Origin of the sequence: Ralstonia edaphi, assembly GCF_958350185.1 — a bacterium.
In the GTDB taxonomy this organism is placed as follows: Bacteria; Pseudomonadota; Gammaproteobacteria; order Burkholderiales; family Burkholderiaceae; genus Ralstonia; species Ralstonia edaphi.
On record NZ_CATWHI010000003.1, the window covers coordinates 809,718 to 829,559 of the forward strand.

General features: G+C 64.3%; 20 protein-coding genes and 1 pseudogene. 3 read left to right on the forward strand and 18 right to left on the reverse strand.

Annotated features, from left to right (window positions below):
- Positions 1 to 167 precede the first annotated feature (167 nt).
- From R2669_RS14235 to R2669_RS14275, 9 genes are all read right to left on the reverse strand, one after another.
- A complete protein-coding gene (locus R2669_RS14235) occupies positions 168 to 497 on the reverse strand; it encodes a hypothetical protein (RefSeq protein WP_045205246.1) in 330 nt (109 codons plus the stop codon).
- Positions 498 to 545: 48 nt separating this feature from the next.
- Positions 546 to 851, reverse strand: coding sequence for a DUF6966 domain-containing protein (locus R2669_RS14240; RefSeq protein ID WP_316900733.1), 306 nt, complete (start codon positions 849 to 851; stop codon positions 546 to 548).
- Positions 852 to 1,088: a hypothetical protein gene (locus tag R2669_RS14245; RefSeq protein WP_316900735.1), complete on the reverse strand. Its 237-nt coding sequence runs from the start codon at positions 1,086 to 1,088 to the stop codon at positions 852 to 854.
- A gap of 135 nt (positions 1,089 to 1,223) precedes the next feature.
- Positions 1,224 to 2,132, reverse strand: a complete 909-nt coding sequence (locus R2669_RS14250; RefSeq protein ID WP_316900737.1) for an alpha/beta fold hydrolase — start codon at positions 2,130 to 2,132, stop codon at positions 1,224 to 1,226.
- Between the two features lie 238 nt (positions 2,133 to 2,370).
- A complete protein-coding gene (arsB, locus tag R2669_RS14255; protein ID WP_147215598.1) occupies positions 2,371 to 3,444 on the reverse strand; it encodes an ACR3 family arsenite efflux transporter in 1,074 nt (357 codons plus the stop codon).
- A gap of 15 nt (positions 3,445 to 3,459) precedes the next feature.
- Positions 3,460 to 3,954 (reverse strand): arsenate reductase ArsC, encoded by a 495-nt coding sequence (locus R2669_RS14260; RefSeq protein WP_147215600.1) that lies wholly within the window; start codon positions 3,952 to 3,954, stop codon positions 3,460 to 3,462.
- A 10-nt stretch (positions 3,955 to 3,964) separates the two neighbouring features.
- Entirely contained in the window at positions 3,965 to 4,453 is a 489-nt protein-coding gene (locus tag R2669_RS14265) for an ArsI/CadI family heavy metal resistance metalloenzyme (RefSeq protein ID WP_147215602.1), read from the reverse strand.
- Positions 4,454 to 4,464: 11 nt separating this feature from the next.
- Complete coding sequence (locus tag R2669_RS14270) at positions 4,465 to 4,788, reverse strand: ArsR/SmtB family transcription factor (protein ID WP_316900738.1); 324 nt, start codon at positions 4,786 to 4,788, stop codon at positions 4,465 to 4,467.
- A 485-nt stretch (positions 4,789 to 5,273) separates the two neighbouring features.
- Entirely contained in the window at positions 5,274 to 5,735 is a 462-nt protein-coding gene (locus R2669_RS14275; RefSeq protein ID WP_316900741.1) for a lysozyme inhibitor LprI family protein, read from the reverse strand.
- 174 nt (positions 5,736 to 5,909) lie between these two features.
- Here R2669_RS14275 and R2669_RS14280 point away from each other — a divergent pair, with 174 nt between their 5' ends.
- Positions 5,910 to 6,914, forward strand: a complete 1,005-nt coding sequence (locus R2669_RS14280; RefSeq protein ID WP_316900743.1) for a lysozyme inhibitor LprI family protein — start codon at positions 5,910 to 5,912, stop codon at positions 6,912 to 6,914.
- Between the two features lie 6 nt (positions 6,915 to 6,920).
- Here the strand turns inward: R2669_RS14280 and R2669_RS24830 are convergent, their stop codons facing one another.
- Together R2669_RS24830 and R2669_RS14285 are read right to left on the reverse strand one after the other, a co-directional pair.
- Positions 6,921 to 7,358, reverse strand: a complete 438-nt coding sequence (locus R2669_RS24830) for a Rieske 2Fe-2S domain-containing protein (RefSeq protein WP_428984269.1) — start codon at positions 7,356 to 7,358, stop codon at positions 6,921 to 6,923.
- Positions 7,353 to 8,477, reverse strand: a pseudogene (locus R2669_RS14285) (NAD(P)/FAD-dependent oxidoreductase); the annotation flags it as partial. The pseudogene R2669_RS14285 and the gene R2669_RS24830, both read right to left, overlap by 6 nt.
- A gap of 223 nt (positions 8,478 to 8,700) precedes the next feature.
- On the opposite strand from R2669_RS14285, the gene R2669_RS14290 reads away from it, so the two are divergent.
- Complete coding sequence (locus R2669_RS14290; RefSeq protein ID WP_147214349.1) at positions 8,701 to 8,940, forward strand: hypothetical protein; 240 nt, start codon at positions 8,701 to 8,703, stop codon at positions 8,938 to 8,940.
- 75 nt (positions 8,941 to 9,015) lie between these two features.
- Here the strand turns inward: R2669_RS14290 and R2669_RS14295 are convergent, their stop codons facing one another.
- From R2669_RS14295 to R2669_RS14320, 6 genes are all read right to left on the reverse strand, one after another.
- Positions 9,016 to 9,165, reverse strand: coding sequence for a hypothetical protein (locus R2669_RS14295; protein ID WP_186829252.1), 150 nt, complete (start codon positions 9,163 to 9,165; stop codon positions 9,016 to 9,018).
- 40 nt (positions 9,166 to 9,205) lie between these two features.
- Positions 9,206 to 10,381 carry a DUF4382 domain-containing protein gene (locus tag R2669_RS14300; RefSeq protein WP_147214348.1) on the reverse strand — a complete coding sequence of 392 codons (1,176 nt, stop codon included), beginning with the start codon at positions 10,379 to 10,381 and terminating at the stop codon, positions 9,206 to 9,208.
- Positions 10,382 to 10,591: 210 nt separating this feature from the next.
- The gene (locus R2669_RS14305; protein WP_260780507.1) at positions 10,592 to 11,053 is read right to left on the reverse strand and encodes a chromate resistance protein ChrB domain-containing protein; all 462 of its coding nucleotides are present in this window, start codon (positions 11,051 to 11,053) and stop codon (positions 10,592 to 10,594) included.
- A 30-nt stretch (positions 11,054 to 11,083) separates the two neighbouring features.
- Positions 11,084 to 12,256, reverse strand: coding sequence for a chromate transporter (locus R2669_RS14310; protein ID WP_316900746.1), 1,173 nt, complete (start codon positions 12,254 to 12,256; stop codon positions 11,084 to 11,086).
- A 38-nt stretch (positions 12,257 to 12,294) separates the two neighbouring features.
- A complete protein-coding gene (locus tag R2669_RS14315) occupies positions 12,295 to 13,257 on the reverse strand; it encodes a chromate resistance protein ChrB domain-containing protein (protein ID WP_316900873.1) in 963 nt (320 codons plus the stop codon).
- Positions 13,258 to 13,311: 54 nt separating this feature from the next.
- Positions 13,312 to 14,313 (reverse strand): dienelactone hydrolase family protein, encoded by a 1,002-nt coding sequence (locus R2669_RS14320; RefSeq protein WP_316900876.1) that lies wholly within the window; start codon positions 14,311 to 14,313, stop codon positions 13,312 to 13,314.
- A gap of 543 nt (positions 14,314 to 14,856) precedes the next feature.
- Between R2669_RS14320 and R2669_RS14325 the strand changes: the two genes are divergently transcribed.
- Complete coding sequence (locus R2669_RS14325) at positions 14,857 to 18,336, forward strand: autotransporter outer membrane beta-barrel domain-containing protein (RefSeq protein ID WP_316900747.1); 3,480 nt, start codon at positions 14,857 to 14,859, stop codon at positions 18,334 to 18,336.
- Positions 18,337 to 18,414: 78 nt separating this feature from the next.
- On the opposite strand, the gene R2669_RS14330 is transcribed toward R2669_RS14325, so the two are convergent.
- Entirely contained in the window at positions 18,415 to 19,788 is a 1,374-nt protein-coding gene (locus R2669_RS14330) for an ABC transporter ATP-binding protein (protein ID WP_102064047.1), read from the reverse strand.
- Positions 19,789 to 19,842 lie beyond the last annotated feature (54 nt).

Below are 19,842 nucleotides of genomic sequence, written 5' to 3' on the forward strand. Positions count from 1 at the left end.
ACTGTCTTCCTCAATCACCTGCCGACGGATGTAGTCGCAGGTCTTCCGTTCCTCAATGAACGTTGTAACTTCCGATGGCGGGCGCGGCGGCGTAAGCGCGCTCGCGTGCAAACACGCGGCCAGGAGGACTAGGCAGCCAGCAAACCTCAATGTGGCGCTCATATACCTCAAACCTTCTCCACCGGCTTCAACTCCCACATCGGCAGGTAGTTCATGATCGGCCGCTCAAACGTGCCGCCCTTGTCGATAAAGGGCTTGCCCGAGTCCAGCATCGGCCGGAACGTATCGAGTTGCTTGGCCGCGTCCAGATCAGTCCACAGGCTCACGTTCGACAGCGACGATGTCGACTCGTCCTCGCCCACATAAAACGCGACCAGACCGCGCATGGCTTCGATACCGGGCCGGAGCACCGCTTCGAGGTCGTTCATCATCTGGCGCATCTCGGCGAACTTGTCTGGCGGACACCGAAGAATCGAGACTCGGACGACTGGTTGCATTGGGAACTCCTCGCATTGAGATGCGTTGAACAATTGACGTCTCTACTCTCAGCGATCCGTTGGTCTACATGTCATCGCCAATTCGTAGATTTCGCTTCGTAGCTTGCTAAAGCGCTCGTTGTCATTGAAGTCCATCGTTACTTCAACACCGTTACTTCGCTGCAGAACCACATCGTTCAGGCTGCCCATGCCGCCATACGCCGAGAGCAGATGCTCGATACCGTAGCCATCATGGGAACGAATACGCATCGCGTCCTTGGCCAGCCACTCAGCCCACCCCGTCTGTTCGTAGGCGCGCAATAGCGCCGCCGCTTCATCGAGCAATTTGGTGAGCGTTTCTACTCTCCAGGACATTCACAGATCCACTTCATGTTTGTTATGGGGCGCCTTGCTCAGAAACCACCACATCGCCGGCGCCGCGATTGCGAATGTGCATGCTGCCGAAACGGCATTCCACCCGGGAGCCAGTGCAAACAGACCAGGCACCTCTTGCATTGAACCGCTGAGGAGAGAAATCGCCAGGACGATGCCGAACGGAACTGGAACAAGCATGATGGTTGCAGGGGCCAGGACCGGGGTGAAAACCGTCATGAAAAGCGCTGTCCCTGCTAGTACCCGCACGCCGCGAGCAAACCGCGGTACGCATGTGACAGCCGTCGCGCCTACAGAGAGGGCGACGACCGAAACATCGAGAGCTAACTCAACGACGTCCATTTGCGTACACCGCTACTGCGCCAAAAACTGAACCACCGCACCCACCGTAGCCTGCGTCTGCTCCTCCATCAACCAATGCCCCGCATCGGGAATCACCAGTTCCTGCACGTTGGTGGCGGCGTTGCGCATGACGATGGCCTCGTTTTCGCCAAACGACTTGGCGCCCCCAATGGCGAGCACCGGCATGGGCAGCTTGGTGGCGATGGCTTTCTGGTTGTCCTCCGCGTCTTGCGGGATCGACAGGAACTGCGCAAACGCTGAATGCATGGCGCCCGGCTTGGCGTAGAGGCGGGCGTAGTGCGCGCGGGTAGCTTCGTCGATCTTGGAAGGGTCGCCGGCAAACTCATTCCAGAAGCGGTCGAGGTAGATGCGCTCGCGGCCTTTGACGAGCCGCTCGGCATCGGGGCCGCCGAACGAGAAGTGCCAGAGCTTGGGCGAGCGGACGATCTGCTCCCACGGCGGCACGCCCGGCACGGGGGCGTCCATCACGACCAGCCGCGTGGTCTTGTCCGGATAGCGCGCTGCATAGGCAAACGCGACCATGGTGCCGATGTCGTGGCCGACCACATCGGCCTGGTCGATGTTCAGCTTCGTCAGCACAGCGCGGATGTCACCGGCCTGCGTGCGCTTGTCGTAGCCGCCTTCGGGGTGCGACGACAAACCCATGCCGCGCAGATCCGGCACCACCACGGTATGCGTGCGGGCCAGCTCGGCGGCCAGCGGCGCCCACATGTCACCCGTATCGCCAAAGCCGTGCAGCAACACCACCGCCGGGCCGCTGCCGCCCACGCGCACAAACAGCGTCGCCCCGTCGGTCTGGATGTTCTGGTGCCGAAAGCCCGGCGGATACGGCTTCACCTGCGCCTGCACAAGGGGCGTCATGGCGAGCATGAGCGCGACGGCTGCAAACAGTTTTCGCATGGCTGTTCTCTTTGGGGGAGCGGGGGGGCTGGCCGGGCCTGGGGGGAAGCAGCCTGCAGATCGGGCCGTACACCGTCGGAAACGCGCGACGCAAGGCCTCGTCAAGAGTAGTACGCGCCACGCGGGGCGCAAGCGTGAAGGAGAGAGTAAGGCGCGCGGGCGCCTCAGGCGTTGCGGCTGCTTTGGGTACTCGCCCGACGATTCAGGCGCGCTTACTGCTGGATTGAAACGTGCACTGCTACGTCCGGCACTCGTACCAGCCCTGCGTCTGGTTGACGATGCGCACGACAAGCAGCATGACCGGCACTTCGATCAGCACACCAACGACGGTAGCCAGCGCTGCACCGGAATGGAAACCGAACAGGCTGATCGCAGCCGCGACGGCCAGCTCGAAGAAGTTCGATGCGCCGATCAGCGCAGACGGGCAGGCGATGTTGTGCTTTTCGCCCACCGCGCGGTTGAGCCAGTAGGCCAGCGCTGAATTGAAAAACACCTGGATCAGGATCGGCACCGCCAGCAGTGCAATAACGAGCGGCTGCTTCAGGATGGCTTCGCCCTGGAAAGCAAACAACAGCACCAGCGTTGCCAGCAGCGCCGCGATCGACCACGGGCCGATCTTCGCCATTGCCGCGTCGAATGCTGATTGGCCTTTGGCGAGCAGCACCTTGCGCCAGATCTGCGCGAGGATCACCGGAATGACGATGTAGAGGACGACCGAAGTCAGCAGCGTCGCCCAGGGCACCGTGATGGCGGACATGCCCAGGAGCAGACCGACCAGCGGTGCGAAAGCAATGACCATGATGCTGTCGTTCAACGCCACCTGTGACAGCGTGAAGAGCGGATCGCCGCCCGTGAGCCGGCTCCAGACGAACACCATTGCGGTGCACGGTGCCGCAGCCAGCAGGATCAGGCCTGCGATGTAGCTGTCGAGCTGGTCCGCAGGCAGCATCGGCGCGAACAGATGGCGGATGAAGAGCCAGCCGAGAAACGCCATCGAAAACGGTTTGACGAGCCAGTTCACGACAAGCGTGACGCCGATGCCTTTGACGTGCTGGCGCACCTCATGCAATGCGCCAAAGTCCACCTTGACCAGCATCGGGATGATCATCACCCAGATCAACAGCCCGACCGGGAGGTTGACCTGTGCGTATTCCATCCGACCGATCTGTTGGAACAGGCCGGGCAGCACCTGGCCGAGCACGATGCCGGCAATGATGCAGAGGGCCACCCAGACGGTCAGGTAGCGCTCGAAGAAGTTGATGGAAGGCTTGGCGACAGCCTGTGCCGGCGGCGCTACGTTGGATGCGGTCATTGGGCGGGCTTCAGATCAGTTTTGCGAAATGCGTTCCAACGCCGTTTGCAGCTCGGCATTGCTCATGCTGCCCAGCGGCAGTGCCAGCAACTGCAACATGCGATAGCCGATGGCCTGGCGTGTCAGTTCGAAAGCCTGGCGCTTGCCTTCGTCGCCGCCCGTCGCGTTTGACGGGTCGGCATAGCCCCAATGCACTTTCACGGGACTGCTCGGCCAATACGGGCAGGTCTCGGCTGCAGCGCTGTCGCATACGGTAATGACGATGCGCATCTGCGGGGCGCCGTCCGCAACAAACTCGTCCCAGCTCTTGCTGCGGTAGCCAGTGGTGTCGATGCCTGCGTTGGTGAGGGCTTCCAGTGCGAACGGGTTGAGGCGGCCACTGGGTGCGCTGCCGGCGCTGTAGGCGCGCACGTCTTTGCCGAGTTGCTTGGCCCAATGATTGAGCATCCCTTCACTCAGCACGCTGCGTGCGGAGTTGTGGGTGCAGAGGATCAGGACGTTGGTGGTCATGCGTGCGCCCTTAGCAGCAGGATGAGCCGGAGCCGGACTTCACGGCAATGCCGATCGGCTTGCCCTTTGGAGCACGCGGTGCGCAGCAGGCAGAAGCCTCCGGGGCGGCTTCTTCCTTCTTGTCTTCGCTGAAGACGGGGATGTTGCTGAGCGAATGGAAGTGCTCCCACGCGATGCCCTGCGGGTCGGTGATCCAGTGCTTGTCGCTGCGGGCATAGCAGCAGGTGGTTTCGCCTTCGTCGAGCAGTGCCATGTCTGCGGCTTCGGCGCGGGCCTTCAGGTCGGCCAGCTCGGCGGCGTCATCCACCTGGAAGCCAAGGTGGTCAACGCCCGGGGCATTGCCACGTGTGGAGATGGCGAAGTTGATGCGCGGGTCATCCAGCATCCACTTGGCGTAGTCGGTTTCCACGCGCGTCGGCTCGGCGGCAAAGAGCTTGGAGTAGAAGGCGATGCTCTTGCTCAGGTCGTCAACGTGGAGATGGACGTGAAATCGTTTCATGGGATGCTCCTTCAGCATTTGCAGTCGGTGGCGTTCGCTTCCAGGCAGGCTTCGCCCTGACAGCAGTTGGCGGTCAGGAAGCCCAGCAGGGCGTTCATGTGGTCATATGCCGCGCGATAGATCAGGTTGCGGCCGTCACGCTCTTGCGTCACAAGGCGCGCGGCGGTCAGTTCCTTGAGGTGGAACGACAACGTGGCGCCCGGCACGTCGAGCTGTTCGGCAATCGCGCCTGGCGTCATGCCCGCAGGCCCTGCGACCACCAGCATGCGGAACACTTGGAGGCGCAGGCCGTGGGCCAGCGCGGCGAGGGATCGGATAACGTCGGTTTCTTCCATATTTCCAATATATTCGAAATATAGAGCTGCAGCAAGGCGATCAGCCTGCGATATCGGGAACCACTTGGGGAGCACTTGACGCTGTTGCGCGAGAGATTGGGCGGTGGCGTTCGGTGGTTGCTCCACCCATCGCCAGCACCTGCATGCTGCTTTGCCCACAACCCAGCCACGGGCTCGATGCCCCACAGAGGGTTTATAGGTTTACTTCTTTATGTATACAGATAGTAGTAGTAGATAACGGTGGATAAGTCCTGTGGATAAGCACTAAAAGCACTTTGGCATCAACGACTTGCAGAACGGACAACCGGTCGGACAGCGTGTGCCGTTGCGTGGATGAGTGCCGGGGATCGCGTCGGGCGTTCCCGACACGGTGGGAAGTTGTTCCCGTGCTGTCTGCACGCTGACCCCGGAGAACCAACACGCTTGTCCCTGGAGTTATTCACAGGCGGATGGGGAGTTATCCACAATGGCTTTTCCCCGCCCGGTTAGTGCGGGTAGTACTCCAGCTCTGCAATCCGCGTCCGGATTGCCTCCACGTTCAGGCCTTCGATATCGGGGCTCGCCACCGAGCCGGCGTCCGCCCGCCACGGCGCGTTGTCGGCCGCCTTCTGGGCGTTCCGATAGGCCAGCCACGCACGTTGCGCATTGCGGATGGCTTCGCGCGATACGGGGTCGGATTTGGCCATCACGGCCTGATACAGCGTGTTCATCTGCCGGTCGTAGGCTTGGTAGGCGGTGTGCGTGCACTCGGTCATGCCGGCGGTGGTTTGGCCGTGGGGAGTTTTCAGGCACTGCTCGAGCGCGTCGTCGATGGGGTCGGCGGCCCAGGCGGCCAGCGGCAGCAGCAGCGCGGCGGCAATGGATAGGGTGCGCACGATGCCACGCAGATGCTGAGTGGCGGGATCCTGTGCGGGGTGGGTCTGGCGGTTGTGCATCGGAAAGGCCATGGCTTACCTCATCGTTTTATTGGGGCGGGGTGGTTGCCATGGTAGGAAAACTCTTCCCGTGCCGCTCTGGCCGGGCGGTGAAGGCGGCCAAGTGCGGAGAAAGCACACCAGACCGGCCCATTCCGCAGCACAATCGCGCACACGCACACATCCGCTTTCCCAGGGGTTCATCCAATGACGCCATTTCGCGGCATCTCCGCCATCGCCTTTGCCATCGCCTTTGCCATCGCCCTGTTGCCCGCGGCTGCGCATGCCGCCAGCTTTGACTGCGCCGCCGCGCGCACCCCAATCGAGCACGCCATCTGCAATGACGCGCAACTCTCTGCGCTGGATAGCGAACTGGCCGATGCGTACCGGGCCGCATTGAAGAAGTACGGCGCCGACACCGATGCGTTGAAAGCCGGGCAGCGCGATTGGCTGAAGCAACGCGCGCCCGCTGGCCATATTGACGTGGCCGCGTTGAAGGAGGCGTACCGCGCGCGCATTGACGAGTTGGAAGCGCAGCCCGCGTTTCCGGACCCGGGCGAGCCGGTCAATGGCCCGGTCTTCCGGCTGAACGCGATCGCCAAGCAGCACGACTTCGTGCTGCGCATGCTCGAAGCCTGCCCGGGGGACAACAGCAAGGAGGACACGACCTGCGAAGGGCCTGCCCAATTGCTTGTCCATGACAAGGGCCAGCGCGCCGTGCGCCAGGTCATCAACCTGCCGAACGTCTTTGTCACGCTGCCCAAGGGGAGCAAGGGGCCGCTGGTCAACTCAGCGCGCCTTTATGACTACCAGGGCGTGATCAACGTTGGGGATTTCAACTTCGATGGGCTGGAGGACTTCGGCATCCAGACCGGCAACGAAGGCAGCTACGGCGGCCCGAGCTACGACATCTATCTGTTCAATGCGCAGGCGCAGCGCTTTGTACCCAACAGTGAGATGACTTCGCTCATCCGGTCGACACTCGGTTTCTTTGAGGTCGATGTTAAAAGCAAGCGTCTGCGCACCTTTGCGAAGGGCGGGTGCTGTTATCACGAGACCACCACGTACCGCGTCGACCACGATGTGCCGGTCGCCGTCGCGCGCTACATGGAAGAGGTGATGAGTTCCGGCGACAAGATGAAGATCACAGAGGAAACGCTCGTCAACGGCAAATGGCGCAGCAAGGTGCATTACGAGCCGATGCCGAAGTGAGGCACGTCAACCGCTGGTCGCCCTTGGCGGTACGTCGCCGCCGACGTCCACGCGGTGCAGGCCCGTTTTCGCCGGCCCGTGCAGCACCGCGCCATCGCAGCCGAAGCGCGAGCCGTGGCACGGGCAATCGAACGATTTTTCAAGGCTGTTCCACTGCACCAGGCACTTCAGGTGCGGGCAAGCTGCGTCAAACGTATTCAGGTGGCCGCGCTCGTCCCGGAAGGCAGCCACGTGGCGGCCGTTGGCCTTGACCACGTCGCCCCCGCCGGAGGGAATGCTGTCCAGCGCCGTGGCCGCGCCGGAGCCCAGCCAGTCCGCATACTGGGCCGCGACATTGGCGTTCTCGCGTGCGTATTCAAGTGCCGCCGTCAGCGATTTGCGCGATGGGTCGTAAAGGTCGGCCCAGGCGTTGTCGCGCCGGGTGATGAGATCGCGAATCAGCACGCCGGCGATGGCGCCGTGGGTCATGCCGTTGCCTGAATCGCCGGTCACGACATAGACGTTGTGGTTGCCGGGGTTGCGTCCAATGAAGGCGACACCATCCACCGGCTCCATCACTTGGCCGGACCAGGCAAACATGGGTTCACCGACCACAGGAAAGCGCTCGCGCGTCCATGCGCGCAGGCGGTCCAGCCGCCGGTCGGCATCGTCTGCCTGACCGACCTTGTGGTCTTCGCCGCCAACGATCAGGAGCTGGGCGTCGGGGCCGAGGTCGCCCGCAATGCGCGCGTAGTGGTATGGGTCGAGCGTGTCCCAGAACTGGCAGACCGGCACGCTGTCGCGCGGTACCTTCATGCCCACCACGAAGGTGCGGTATGCCGCCTGCTTGGTATGCAGGGCAAACAAGTCGTTGAAGGGTGTATTGCTGGCCACGACAACGCTGTCGGCATGTATGCGTGCCCCGCCGGCCGTGCGCACGACCACAGGGCGGCCGTCCTCCACGTCCATTGCCTGCGTCTTGCCATGGATCTTGCCGCCGCGACGCTCGATGGCGTCGATGAGCCCGCGCAAGTACTTCAGCGGGTGCAATTGCCCCTGGCCCGGAAAGCGAAGTGCCGATGGCAGCGCAACGCGGCCGGTCTGAACGTCGCTCACCCGTGTGACGTCGGTCAGCCCCGCGCGGTGTGCGGCTTCCAGTTCGTCGGTCAACACCTCGTCCTCTTCCGCCGATTCGGCAAACAGGTAGCCATCCACACGGGCAAAGTCGCAGGCGATGGACTCCGCTGCGCAGATGGCCTCCATCCGTGCAACGGCTGCCGTGTGGCTTTGCGCGATCGTCCGTGCGGCGTCGCGCCCGAGATGGCGTTCGATGTTGTAGTACCGGTCATCGAACGCCGTCATCAGGTGGGCGGTCGTTCGGCCGGTTTCGCCGCCGCCCGGGGTATCGGCGTCAATCACGATGACTGCCGCGCCGCCCGCTGCGAGTTCGTATGCGACGGACAGCCCTGCGATGCCCGCTCCGATCACGCAGACATCGCATGAAGCATCAGCCGTCAATGGCGGTCGGGCCAGTTCGATCTCTTCCGCCCAGTAGGACGTTGTGGTGCCGCCGTGGCTTGCCATTGCGTCTCTCCATGGTGTTTTGCTGCACCGCAATTCAGCGAGAAACGTGCCGGCTGGATCGCCGATCTCAGTGGAGCACGCTGGCCGGTTCGGAAGGTGTGCCGAGGGTCACGGGGGCACTGCGGCGGCGCGGGATGCCGTTACGTTTGGTTGCACTGAAACGCACATTCTCATCCGTGCCTACCTACAATCGGTTGAACCAAAAACCAGAAGGAGGAAGCAGATGACCCGAGCACAATGGATGGTGGCGGCTGCGATGGCTGCGCTGTGCACCGTTTCGCTGTCAGCCCAGGCCAAGGGCAATGCCGGCGGCGGTTCTGCTGCGCATATGAGCAGCCAGGGCATGTCCAATACCAACGGCCCCGACAGCCTGGACCGCGACAAGGGCAAGGCGCGTGCGGCAGACCGTGCGCATCAACATGGCAAATCCACGCAGCACAAGCACGCGGGCAAGGGCAAGTAAGCACCGCAACGCAGCAAAGAAAAAGCCGGTCACGCAGACCGGCTTTTTTGTTGCGCGGGCGCTGAGGTCAACGGCTCAGCAATTGCCCTTCTTGGCCTGTCCCGGCGGGCAGAAGCCGTTACCTGGGCCGCCTTGCGGGCGCGCAACCGGGCCGTCGACCGGCACGTAGACGCAACCGCCCAGCAGCGACGCACCCAAAGACAGGATGAGGATGATGTTCTTCATTGTGTTGTGAGGGGGCGGCGTTGGCCCCCGTTCTCCCTGGTTAGAAACTGAAGTTGACCCCGGTCTGGCTGCCGGCCGAAACGTTGACCGGATTGCTCAGCGTGGCGCCCGATGCGCTGGTGGCCTGCACCGAATACTGGCCCGCCGATGCCGACACGGCCGACAGCGCAATCGGCAGCGTCGCACTGTACGTACCCACCAGCGGCGCGGCTGCGGGCAACGCCAGCGAGTAGGCGCCGGTATCCAGGTTGGCATTGGCCGAGGTGATCTCGTACGACACCGAGCTCACCGTCTGCAGCGCGCGCAAGGTGGCCTGCGCCGATGCCGTGGCCGTGCCCGATGCGGTATTGGTGGTGGAGGCCGGCAGCGCGATCGGCGCGCCCGTGGTGGACACCGTGGTCGTGGTGCTGGCCGTGACGGGCACGGTGCGGATGATGCCCGTGGCATGGCCGGTCGGCAGCGTGTTGTCGACGATCACCACGTCATAGGCGCCGTTGGTGCTGCTCTGCACCAGCGGCGACAGCACGAACTTGCCCGTGGCATCCGCCACCGTGCCGCGGATGACCTGGCCATTCTGCTCGGCATACACCGTGGCGCCGGCCTGTGCGGCGGGCACGTAGCCTGTGATCGAGCCGCTCACCACCGTTGGCGTTGCGGTGACGACCGGCTTGAGGCTGTAGCCGCCATTGCCCTGCTGCACGATCGATTTGCAGGCATTGAAATCCAGCACCAGATCGACCAGCGTGTTGGCCTGCACGGTGAAGGGCTGGATGATCTTGTAGCCGCTCTGCGCGGCGCTGGGGGTGGCCAGCGGCTGCTCGGTCGACGAGCCGGTCACCACCACGGAGTTGGCCGGCGTGTTGCCCTGGTTGGGAGACAACACCAGGCGCAACTGCTGATATTGCCCTGCAGGCAGCGGCGCCGTTCCGAGGTCGGTCAGCACGCCGTTGGTGAGCGAAAGCAGGTCGACCTTCTTGGGCGTGGCCAACGCGATGTCGGTCCAGCCGGCGTCGGAGTCGGCCGCCGACGCGCTGGCGTGCACGCGCACCTTGTTGACCGTGACATAGACGTGATCAAAGCCGCAGGACGGCGCGTCCGTCATCGAGACATGGAGCGTGCCCGTGCCGGCATCCGTACCGCCATCGCCACCGCCGCATGCAGCGACGAGGAACGGCAGGGGCAGTGCAATGAGGGCGTTCCGATAGATTGTTTTCATGGTTATCTCCTCGGGTGGGGGGTGCCCGAAGGATAGTCCCGGCCATGACACGCATTTTGGTCGAATTGAAACCAATCGTAACGCGGCCTGGGCCGGTTGGCACCGGCCAAAGCGAACAACGTTTGCGCTGGTTTTCCCTGACTGCATGGGCGCAACCGTTTGGCATCGGCGGCCTCTTCGGACAGCGTGGGCGAGTGTGCCTCGCCGCTGTTATGCAGGCATCTTGGGCGGCCAGTTGTGCGTTTCTGCCTGGCAGTGTTTGCACCACGCATAGAGCGCGTCGTACATCACCAGCCCGTGTTCGAGCATGGCAAGGTCATCGGCAAAGACATGCGACAGGCCCAGCGAAATTGCGTAGAGCCCGCTGGACTGCGGTGTCATGTCGAGCCTTGAGGTATCCGCGCCGCGCACGATGCGGGCAAGGTGCTGCAAGGCCGGATCGTCGCCAAGCCGGTACTTGCTGAGAAACGCATCGAAGCTGCACAGCTCGCCCACATGCGAGAGCTCGACGCCCGGAACGTCATACGGAATGGCGCCGGTGTCATGGGCGACGCGCAGCACGTCACCCGGTGGCACGTAAAGAAAATCGGGGGTCTCGTCGATGAAGCGGGCGATCAGCCACGGGCAGGCGATGCGGTCGATCTTGGGACGCTCGCGCGTGATCCATTGCATGGCACAACCTCCCGCATGAGTGAACGCGAATCAGTGATGGAGCAGCGGATACAGCGCCAGGCCAAGCAAGGCGGCGCCTGCCACGATCACCGGCTCGGGCAGCTTCTTGAACTTCACGAGCAGCAACACCGTCGCCACGGCCAGCAGCGCCGTCGGCACATCGACGATGGAGCGCTTGGCCAGCACGATCACCGCGCCGGTAATGGCGCCCACCGCCGCCGCTGTAACGCCATCGACAAAGGCCAGGATGGCGGGCAGCTTGCCGTATTTCTTGAAGTACGGCGCCGGCAGGATGGTGAACAGGTAGCACGGCAGGAACGTGCCCAGCGCAGCTACGCACGCGCCGGGCAGGCCTGCCACCAGATAGCCGATAAAGCCGACGGTGATGACCACGGGCCCGGGCGTGATCATCGCCACGGCCACCGCGTCGACGAACTGTTTTTCGTTGAGCCAGTGGTGCTCCGTGACCACGCCGCCGTAGAGGAATGGCACGATGGCCAGCCCAGAGCCAAATACGAACGCGCCGGCCTTGGCGAAGAACGCGCCAAGCTGCGAGAGCAGCGGCCAATCGAGCGTGCCGAGCATGCCGCTGGCCGCTGCAACCGGGGCCACGGTCACGGCGTTCACGCGGCCCTGGCGCAGCCACTTTGGCGGCGCGCGCCAGAACCACACCAGCACACCGGCGGCCAGAAAGAGCCACGCCACTTCGGATTCCGTCACGACCGTCACCGCCGCCAGCAGCAGGTAGACGGCCCACAGCAGCTTGTCTTTGCCGACGCTCTTGGTGGTGAGCTTGTGCGCGCTGATGGCGATGATGCCGATCACCGCCGCACCCACGCCGTAGAACACGGATTGCATCCACGTCAGCCCGCCGAAGCGCACATAGGCCCAGCCCAGCGCCACCACCATCAGAAACGACGGCAGTACGAACGCCATGCCGACCAGCGTGGCGCCGACGATGCGGAAGTGCGCGTAGCCGAGGTAGATGGCGAGTTGCGCGGCCAGCGGCCCCGGCGCGAGTTGGGCAAGTGCGAGGCCTTCCTTGTAGTCCGCGTCGGTGATCCACTGGCGCGCCTCCACGAGGTCGCGGCGCATGTAGCCTGCAAGTGCCACTGGGCCACCAAAGCCGAGTGCGCCAAGCCGCAGGAAATACAAGACGAGCTGCCGCAGCGTGTAGGTGGGGCGTTCGGGGGCGATGTTCATGAGTGACCTGCGGGGGTGGCTGCGATGGGTGACAGCGGTCAGGGTTTCCGGCTGCCGGAAAAATGCACATACAACGAATCGAGCACGGTGCCGATCTCTGCGAGTAGGGCATCGTCATCGGCCAGCCGCTTGCGGGCGCCCGCCAGGATGGCCTCGAACCCGCCGGCTTCCGGCGTGGCTGCGCCGCCCACATCCAGCGCATGCACCATGGCGCCCAGACGCGCGAGGCCGGCATCGTCGTCAAGCCCGAAGCTGGCGACGAGCACCTCGAACGAAACGCGCTCGCCCACATGCGTGAAGGCGGCACCGTCGAAGTCGAAGCCGAGCGCGTCGGCGGGGCAGTCGGCCGGGCTGGCGAGCCACGTGAACCGCGCGTGCGGATCGATGAAGCGCTGGATGAGCCAGGCGCTGGCAACGCGGTCTACCCATAGGTGCCGGCGTGTTGCCCACAAACGGCCCTGGTACTGCGTGCGATCACGGCGCGGGATGCTGCCCGCAGCGGCACTCGGTTCGCCCGGCGATTGCGTGGCTTCCACCGCTGCAGCAAAGTCGCGCCATTGCGCATCGGCACGCACGGTCGCTTCATTGGAGAAGAAGTCGATCTTGCGGATGGCCTCGTAGGCGCGGGCATGGCGGCGCAGCAGCCGGTTGCGCTCGGCGGCGGGCAGGTCGGGGAGCGTCTTGCGCGCTTCAGACAGCTCCGCCAGCCACTCGGCGTAGTCGGGCGTGCGGTCGAACAGGGCGCGGTAGGCCGCGTCTTCCGCTGCGTCGCTGGCCTGCACGCGCAGCACCCACGCCTGGCCGTCTTCCTGCAACGTCTCGTCTGCCAGTTCGTTGAGCTGCGCCGCGTGTTCGGCACGCGCCGGCAGCAGGTAGACGCCATCACGCAAGGCCGCACAGCCGATGGCCTTGATGGCGCGCCAGATACGCATGCGCGCGGTCGCTCGGGCAGTCGGAAGGCTGACGATCAGCAGCAGCCAGGAATCGGGGGCGGCGGTCATGACGGCAGCATAGGCGCGCGTCATAACCGCTGCAACGTTGTAGAGGTTCCTACATCAGCGCGGCGCCAGGCCCATGCTCTTCGTCAGGAACGCTTTGACGTCCGCCTCGGCGCGTTCAGCTTGCTGCAGGTTGGCGCCAGTGGAAACGCCCCGGACGGTACAGCGCTGGTAGTCGGCCTCCATGGCGTGGAGGCTGGCGTACTTCTCACCGGTCTGCAGGCGGTAGTACGCGTTGTGCTGCACGTCGATCATGGTCTGCGGGCAATCGCGTGCCGTGGTCGCACCGGGGAAGTACTTGAAGTACGCATGCGTGTTGTCGAAGTCGTGATACGCGCCGGGGTAGACGTGCACGTCGACGGTCTGGCCGTCACGCTGCATGACATCGGCCGCATTGCGGCAGAGCTGCGCGGGCGTGTAGTCGTCTTTCTCGCCCAGCGCGAGCATCAGCGGAGCGCCCGTCAGCGGGGGCGGCGGGATCTCCCACCAGAGCGCCGAGCACCCGGGGTAGAAGCCGATGAGCGCCGCAAAGCGCGTGTCGTCATCAATGACACCTTTGCGGAACGCGTCGAGCGTCATGTCCAGTGCCACACCGCCGCCGCGCGAAAAACCGATCTGCCCGATGCGCTTCGGGTCGATGCGCGGGTCGGTGCTCAGCAGCTTGAGCGCGAACAGCGCATCGGCGTCGTTGGCGGCGGGGTTGAGCTGCGCTTGGTTGTCCATCGTGTTGGCAATGCCGCGCGGGCCATACGAATCCACCACGAACGCGGCCATGCCCATCTGGTTGAAGAGCCGCACCCATCGGTCGACGTCTTTCTGTTGCGGCCCGGCCGAGCCATGCGAAATCACCATCGCTGGCACCCGGCCCTGCAGGTTCTCGGGCAGATACAGCGTGCCCCAGATGGGCGTGGGCGTCTTGTCGAACTTGCGATGCACCAGCTCCCATTTGCTCTTGGGCGTGGCGCTGTTGAAGTGAATGCGGCCGGCAGGTTGTGCGGAAAGATCGCTAACGACTTGCTGCGCCGATGCGGGTACGGAGATCCACGCCAACACAAGCATGCACAGCCTCAACACGCCGAGTGGATTCCAGCGCGACGCGTGCAAGCGCAGCACGTCTTTTTCGTTGTGCGAATCATTGCGACTTCTTAAGTGTTCTTTTAACAGCGGGGAAAGGGGCATCGCTGAAACCTCGGTTGGTCGTGGTTCTTCACTTCTTTTTTATTGAATGGAAACAAAAAACGCCGCTTTAACGATGTGGGGAAGAAACACATCCTCAAATCGCGTTGATTTTTACATTCTTTGTACATCGCTATGGATTGGCATTCCTAGAATCACGCCGTCCGCAACACTTCAAAAAACAAAGTAACGGGTCAAGTGGCGCGGACAGGGCTGATGCTCGCCGTCATGAGTTGGTCTGGCAAGTCCACCATCAAAGACGTGGCAAGGTCGGAGACAACCTTGGCGAGATGATCGGCCCACCGGGGAAGTAGGACTTCATCAAACCATCAAAGATAAGAAGGGGAAGTCTGCGCAAATCGCGCTACGTCTGTCCGGGGGGACAGACGTAGCGGCTTCTTTTCGCGTGCGCGCGGACGCAAACGTATGTCTACGCCATTGTTCCAACGCCGCCGCGGGCGGCTTCAGTTCGTCTCCATCGCGCTTGTTGCTTCGCCATTCGCCTTGTTTGGGGCGCTTGCGCATGCAGACTGCACAACCACCGGGCAGACCACCGTCTGCGATACGGCGGCACCCAATCCAACCACATCCACCATCGGCACCGGCAACGTGGCGGCGGAAGACAACCGCGTGGTGACGGTACAGACGGGCAGCACGGTGGCAGTGGGCGACACCAGCGCCATTGCCGTGCGCGACAACGCCAACATCACGGTGCAATCCGGCGCCACGGTCAGCGCGAACGCGGTGTCCAGCTCCGGCTTTTACGGTACGGGCGGCAACGCGATCGACTTCCGCAACAACAGCACGCTGACGGTGGAGCAGGGCGGCCAGGTGCTGGCCAACGGCACGCAGCTCAGCGGAGAAGCCGTCAACCCGGAAGGCACGGGCAACACCATCATCAACAACGGCCTGATCAAATCGGCACACGGCGCGGCGATCTGGTTCCAGAACACCACCGGCGGCAACACGGTCGTCAACAACGCCACGGGTGTTATCCAGACGGACGTGGCCAACGGCAACGTGATGGGCGCGTCGGGCAATGGGTCGGTGGATTTCACCAACCGCGGCAAGGTGATCGGCAACCTGATCTTTGCGGGCGGCAACGATGCGCTGCACCTGTACACCGGCTCGTCGGTGAGCGGCAGCATCAGTGGCGGCGGCGGCGCGAACGTCATCACGCTCAACGGCACCGATAGCGCGACGCTGGGCACGATCACAAACTTCCAGACCCTGCAGAAGCAGGACAGCGGTACGTGGACGCTGTCCAAAACGCTCGTCAGCATGGGCGTGACCAATGCGCAGGTGCAGCAGGGCACGCTGATCGTGCAAGGCGACAACAGTGCCTACACCGGCACGATGCAGGTGGACGCGGGCGGCACGCTGCAAGGCGACGCGCTGGGCGTGACGAAGGCCGTGACGAACAACGGCCTGGTGCGCTTTCAGCAGGATGTGGACGGCAGCTATACGGGCCAGATCGTCGGCACAGGTGCGCTGGAGAAAACCGGCACAGGCACGCTCACGCTGGGCGCCGGCAATACGTACAGCGGCGGCACGACCATCACGCAGGGCACGCTCGCCATCGGCGCGGACAGTGCCATGGGCGACGCAGCGGGCGCGCTCACATTCAATGGCGGCACGCTGCAACTGACGGGCAACGTGGATGTGGCTGCCACGCGCGCGGTCAGCATCACCAATGCCAACGGCACGATCGATACGCAAGGCTTTACGTCGACCCTGAGCCAGGGCGTGACGGGCGCCGGTGCACTGACCAAGGCCGGCAGCGGCACGCTGGTGCTGGCGGGCGACAACACGTATCAGGGCGGCACCACCATCGCCGCCGGCACGTTGCAGCTGGGCAATGGCGGCACGTCGGGCAGCGTCGTGGGCGATGTCGTGAATAACGGCACGCTCGCTTTCAACCGCTCCGACACGTACACGTATGGCGGTCAGATTTCCGGCACGGGTGCGGTTAACCAAAGCGGCAGCGGCACGACGGTCCTGACGAACGATCACACCTATTCGGGTGGCACGACCATCTCGGCCGGCACGCTGCAGCTCGGTAACGGCGGCACGTCAGGTTCGATCACGGGCAATGTCGTGGACAACGGCACGCTGGTGTTCAACCGCTCGGATGTGTTCACGTTCGGCGGCACCGTCGCTGGCACGGGCGGCATCACGCAGGCCGGCACCGGCACGACCGTGCTGACCGCCAACAACGCGATCCAGGGCAATACGCTGGTCGCCAGCGGGGCGCTGGCCATCGGCGATGCGGCGCATGCCGGCGCATCGCTCGGCGTGTCGGGCTCCAACGCGCCGCAGAGCCTGCGCACGATGGCGGCCGGCGGCAGCACGGTACAGATTGCCGCCAACGCCACGCTGGGCGGCTACGGCACCGTGAACGGCGCTGTCACCAACAACGGCACGGTGGCCGTGGCCGATGCGCTGGCCGCGTTTGCCAATTCGGGCAGCGGCAGCCTGACGATCAACGGCTCCCTCAACAACGCCGGTACGGTGCAGGTTGGTGGTGCAGGCGTCGGCAACAAGCTGGTGGTCAACGGCAACTACGTCGGCAATGGCGGTGTGCTGGCCATCAACACCAAGCTGGGCGCTGACAATTCACCGACCGACAAGCTTGTCATCTCGGGCGGCACGGCCAGCGGCAATACGGCTGTGCGCGTGACCAACGCCGGCGGCGCGGGTGCGAAGACGACGGGCGACGGCATCGAAGTCGTCAGCGCGATCAACGGCGCGACCACGCAGGCCAACGCCTTTGCACTGGCCAACCGTGTCGTAGCCGGCCCGTATGAGTACACGCTGCAACGCGGTGGCTCGGCCAGCGCCGACAGCTGGTATCTGCGCACCCTGCAGACCGCAACCCAAGGCACCGGCAGCGGCACGGACGGCACGGGCACCACGCAGCCTGCGCTGCGTCCGGAGGTGTCGCTCTACACGGCCATTCCGCAACTGACGCTGCTCTACGGCCGCGCGCTGCTCGATACGCTGCACGAACGTGTGGGGGAGGAGAGTAACCAGGCCGCCGCACCGGCAGGCACGTCGCCCGTGCTGCGCACCGGCTGGGCACGCGTGATCGCCCAGAAGGGCAGCCGCATGTCCGATGGCAACGGTGTCTACGGCAACCAGGGCCCCGCGTTCAGCTATGACTTTGGCGGCGTGCAGTTCGGCGCCGATGTCTACCAGCGCCAGCGCGAAGACGGCAGCCACGACCACGCCGGCGGCTACTTCGCCACCGGCCGCATCGCGGCAGATGTCACGCACGCAGATGGCGCAGATGCCGGCCGCGACTCCGTCAACGCCAACACCGTCGGCCTGTACTGGACGCACTTCGGCCCGTCGGGCTGGTATCTGGATGGCGTGGTGCAGGGCACGCGCTACGACGCCGATGCCTCGCCGCATGGCGTGAACGGTCTGAAGACGCACGCGCTCGGTTACGCCGCATCGCTGGAGGCGGGCTACCCGATCGCGCTGTCGCCGCAATGGCGTGTCGAGCCGCAGGCGCAGCTTGTGTACCAGCGTGCCGCGTTTGCCGATGCCAACGATGGCGCCGCCGATGTGCGCTTCAACTCGGTCAATTCGATGCTCGGCCGTCTGGGCGTGCGCGTGAGCAAGCGCTGGGGCGAGTCGCCGGAGCGTCAGCACACCGCGTGGGTGCGCGCCAACGTGTGGCACGAGTTCCGCGGCCAGACGGGCACGCAGATGTCGTCGCCGGACGGCGGCTTCGTGCCGTTCACCGCGCAACTGCCGAGCACTACGCTGGAACTGACGGGTGGCCTCACGGCCCAGGTGGCGAAGAACGGCGTGTTCTATGCCAGCGTCGGCTATCAGGTCAGCGCCGACCGTCGCCTGCATGGTGTGAATGGCAAGGCAGGGGTGCGTTGGGGGTGGTGATGGAGCACCGCTGTTCCTGCATGTGAAAGAAAAAGAGCCGCTTCATGCGGCTCTTTTTTCATGGTCGATCTCGCGCACTTACGCCGCGTGATCCCCACCTTCCTGCGCCTCACGCTCTTCGCGTTCCTCGCGCTCTTCACGGGGCAGGGTCAGCATGCCGGTGTTGTAGACGTACTCATACACCTCGCCGTAGCGGCCCCATTCGATGCCGATCTTGAGCACGCGCTCGGCTTCTTCGGGCTTGAGGTATGCCTCCAACTCGCGCAGCACGTGCTCTTCGCGGATCTCGCCGTCTTCGTTGGCTTCCAGCTCGGCGCGGATGTGCGCGGCCAGGGCCACGCGCTCCAGCAGCTTCTGGCCGAACAGCACCTTGCGCTCGGGCGGTTCGGTTTCCATGTAGGTCTTGCCGAACGGCGTGACGATGATGTCGCCGCGCTCGATGGTGGCCAGTTGCAGCAGGGACAGCGCTTCGCACGCGGGCAGCAGGTCGTCGTCGGTGACGCCGGCTTCTTCTGCCAGGTGCGGCAGGTCGGCGCGGCCGTTGAACGGCGCTTCGACCAGCAGGTCCAGAATGGCCTCCATCTGGCCGATCTCGGCATCGGGCAGGCGGTAGGCAAGCTGCTCGGCGGCGGGCTCCACGCCCACATGCACGCCCACGCGCTGCGGCGAGGTCATCAGCCCATAGACCTCGTCGATGAGGTTGCGCACGGCGGCGGAGTCACGGTTGCGCGGGCGCGGGAACGGCACGCGCACCTCGGCGCGGATGCGCCCCGGATCGCTCGACAGGATGACGATGCGGTCCGCCATCATCACCGCCTCTTCGATGTTGTGCGAAACGATGAGGATGCTTTTGATGTTGGTGCGGCGGTCTTCCCACAGGTCGAGCATTTCGTCGCGCAGGTTCTCGCCGGTCAGCACGTCGAGCGCGGAAAACGCTTCGTCCATCAGCAGCAGGTCGGGCTCGGTGACGAGCGCGCGCGCAATGCCCACGCGCTGGCGCATGCCACCCGACAGTTCGCGCGGCAGGGCGCTGTTGAAGCCCGACAGGCCGATCAGGTCGATGGCCTGTTCGGCGCGCTCTTCGCGCTCGGCCTTGGGCACGCCTTGCGCTTCCAGGCCCAGCTCCACGTTCTGCTGCACCGTCAGCCACGGAAACAGCGCAAACGACTGGAACACCATCGCAATGCCCTGCACGGGGCCGGTGTATTCGCGCCCGCGAAACAGCACCTGCCCGCGATCGGCGCGCACGAGGCCCGCCATGATGCGCAGCAACGTCGATTTGCCCGAGCCCGATTTGCCCAGCATGGCGACGATCTCGCCCTGGCGCAGGTTGAGGTCCACGCCTTCGAGCACGGCACGGTCGGTGTGGTCTGCGGTGCGGAAGATCTTCGAGACGCCGCGCAGCTCCATGACGCTTTCAGCGTGCTGGCTATGGGTGCTGGTGGTAACCATGTGTGTTCTCAGCTAAATAAGGTCGTCTTGGAACGTGCTCAAGATCGGGGGCGC

Coding starts and splice junctions, on each gene's coding strand:
- R2669_RS14235 (WP_045205246.1), bottom strand. CDS start 497: ATGCAACCAGTCGTCCGAGTCTCGATTCTTCGGTGTCCGCCAGACAAG.
- R2669_RS14240 (WP_316900733.1), bottom strand. CDS start 851: ATGTCCTGGAGAGTAGAAACGCTCACCAAATTGCTCGATGAAGCGGCG.
- R2669_RS14245 (WP_316900735.1), bottom strand. CDS start 1,088: ATGACGGTTTTCACCCCGGTCCTGGCCCCTGCAACCATCATGCTTGTT.
- R2669_RS14250 (WP_316900737.1), bottom strand. CDS start 2,132: ATGCGAAAACTGTTTGCAGCCGTCGCGCTCATGCTCGCCATGACGCCC.
- arsB (WP_147215598.1), bottom strand. CDS start 3,444: ATGACCGCATCCAACGTAGCGCCGCCGGCACAGGCTGTCGCCAAGCCT.
- R2669_RS14260 (WP_147215600.1), bottom strand. CDS start 3,954: ATGACCACCAACGTCCTGATCCTCTGCACCCACAACTCCGCACGCAGC.
- R2669_RS14265 (WP_147215602.1), bottom strand. CDS start 4,453: ATGAAACGATTTCACGTCCATCTCCACGTTGACGACCTGAGCAAGAGC.
- R2669_RS14270 (WP_316900738.1), bottom strand. CDS start 4,788: ATGGAAGAAACCGACGTTATCCGATCCCTCGCCGCGCTGGCCCACGGC.
- R2669_RS14275 (WP_316900741.1), bottom strand. CDS start 5,735: ATGGCCTTTCCGATGCACAACCGCCAGACCCACCCCGCACAGGATCCC.
- R2669_RS14280 (WP_316900743.1), top strand. CDS start 5,910: ATGACGCCATTTCGCGGCATCTCCGCCATCGCCTTTGCCATCGCCTTT.
- R2669_RS14290 (WP_147214349.1), top strand. CDS start 8,701: ATGACCCGAGCACAATGGATGGTGGCGGCTGCGATGGCTGCGCTGTGC.
- R2669_RS14295 (WP_186829252.1), bottom strand. CDS start 9,165: ATGAAGAACATCATCCTCATCCTGTCTTTGGGTGCGTCGCTGCTGGGC.
- R2669_RS14300 (WP_147214348.1), bottom strand. CDS start 10,381: ATGAAAACAATCTATCGGAACGCCCTCATTGCACTGCCCCTGCCGTTC.
- R2669_RS14305 (WP_260780507.1), bottom strand. CDS start 11,053: ATGCAATGGATCACGCGCGAGCGTCCCAAGATCGACCGCATCGCCTGC.
- R2669_RS14310 (WP_316900746.1), bottom strand. CDS start 12,256: ATGAACATCGCCCCCGAACGCCCCACCTACACGCTGCGGCAGCTCGTC.
- R2669_RS14315 (WP_316900873.1), bottom strand. CDS start 13,257: ATGACCGCCGCCCCCGATTCCTGGCTGCTGCTGATCGTCAGCCTTCCG.
- R2669_RS14320 (WP_316900876.1), bottom strand. CDS start 14,313: ATGCTTGTGTTGGCGTGGATCTCCGTACCCGCATCGGCGCAGCAAGTC.
- R2669_RS14325 (WP_316900747.1), top strand. CDS start 14,857: ATGTCTACGCCATTGTTCCAACGCCGCCGCGGGCGGCTTCAGTTCGTC.
- R2669_RS14330 (WP_102064047.1), bottom strand. CDS start 19,788: ATGGTTACCACCAGCACCCATAGCCAGCACGCTGAAAGCGTCATGGAG.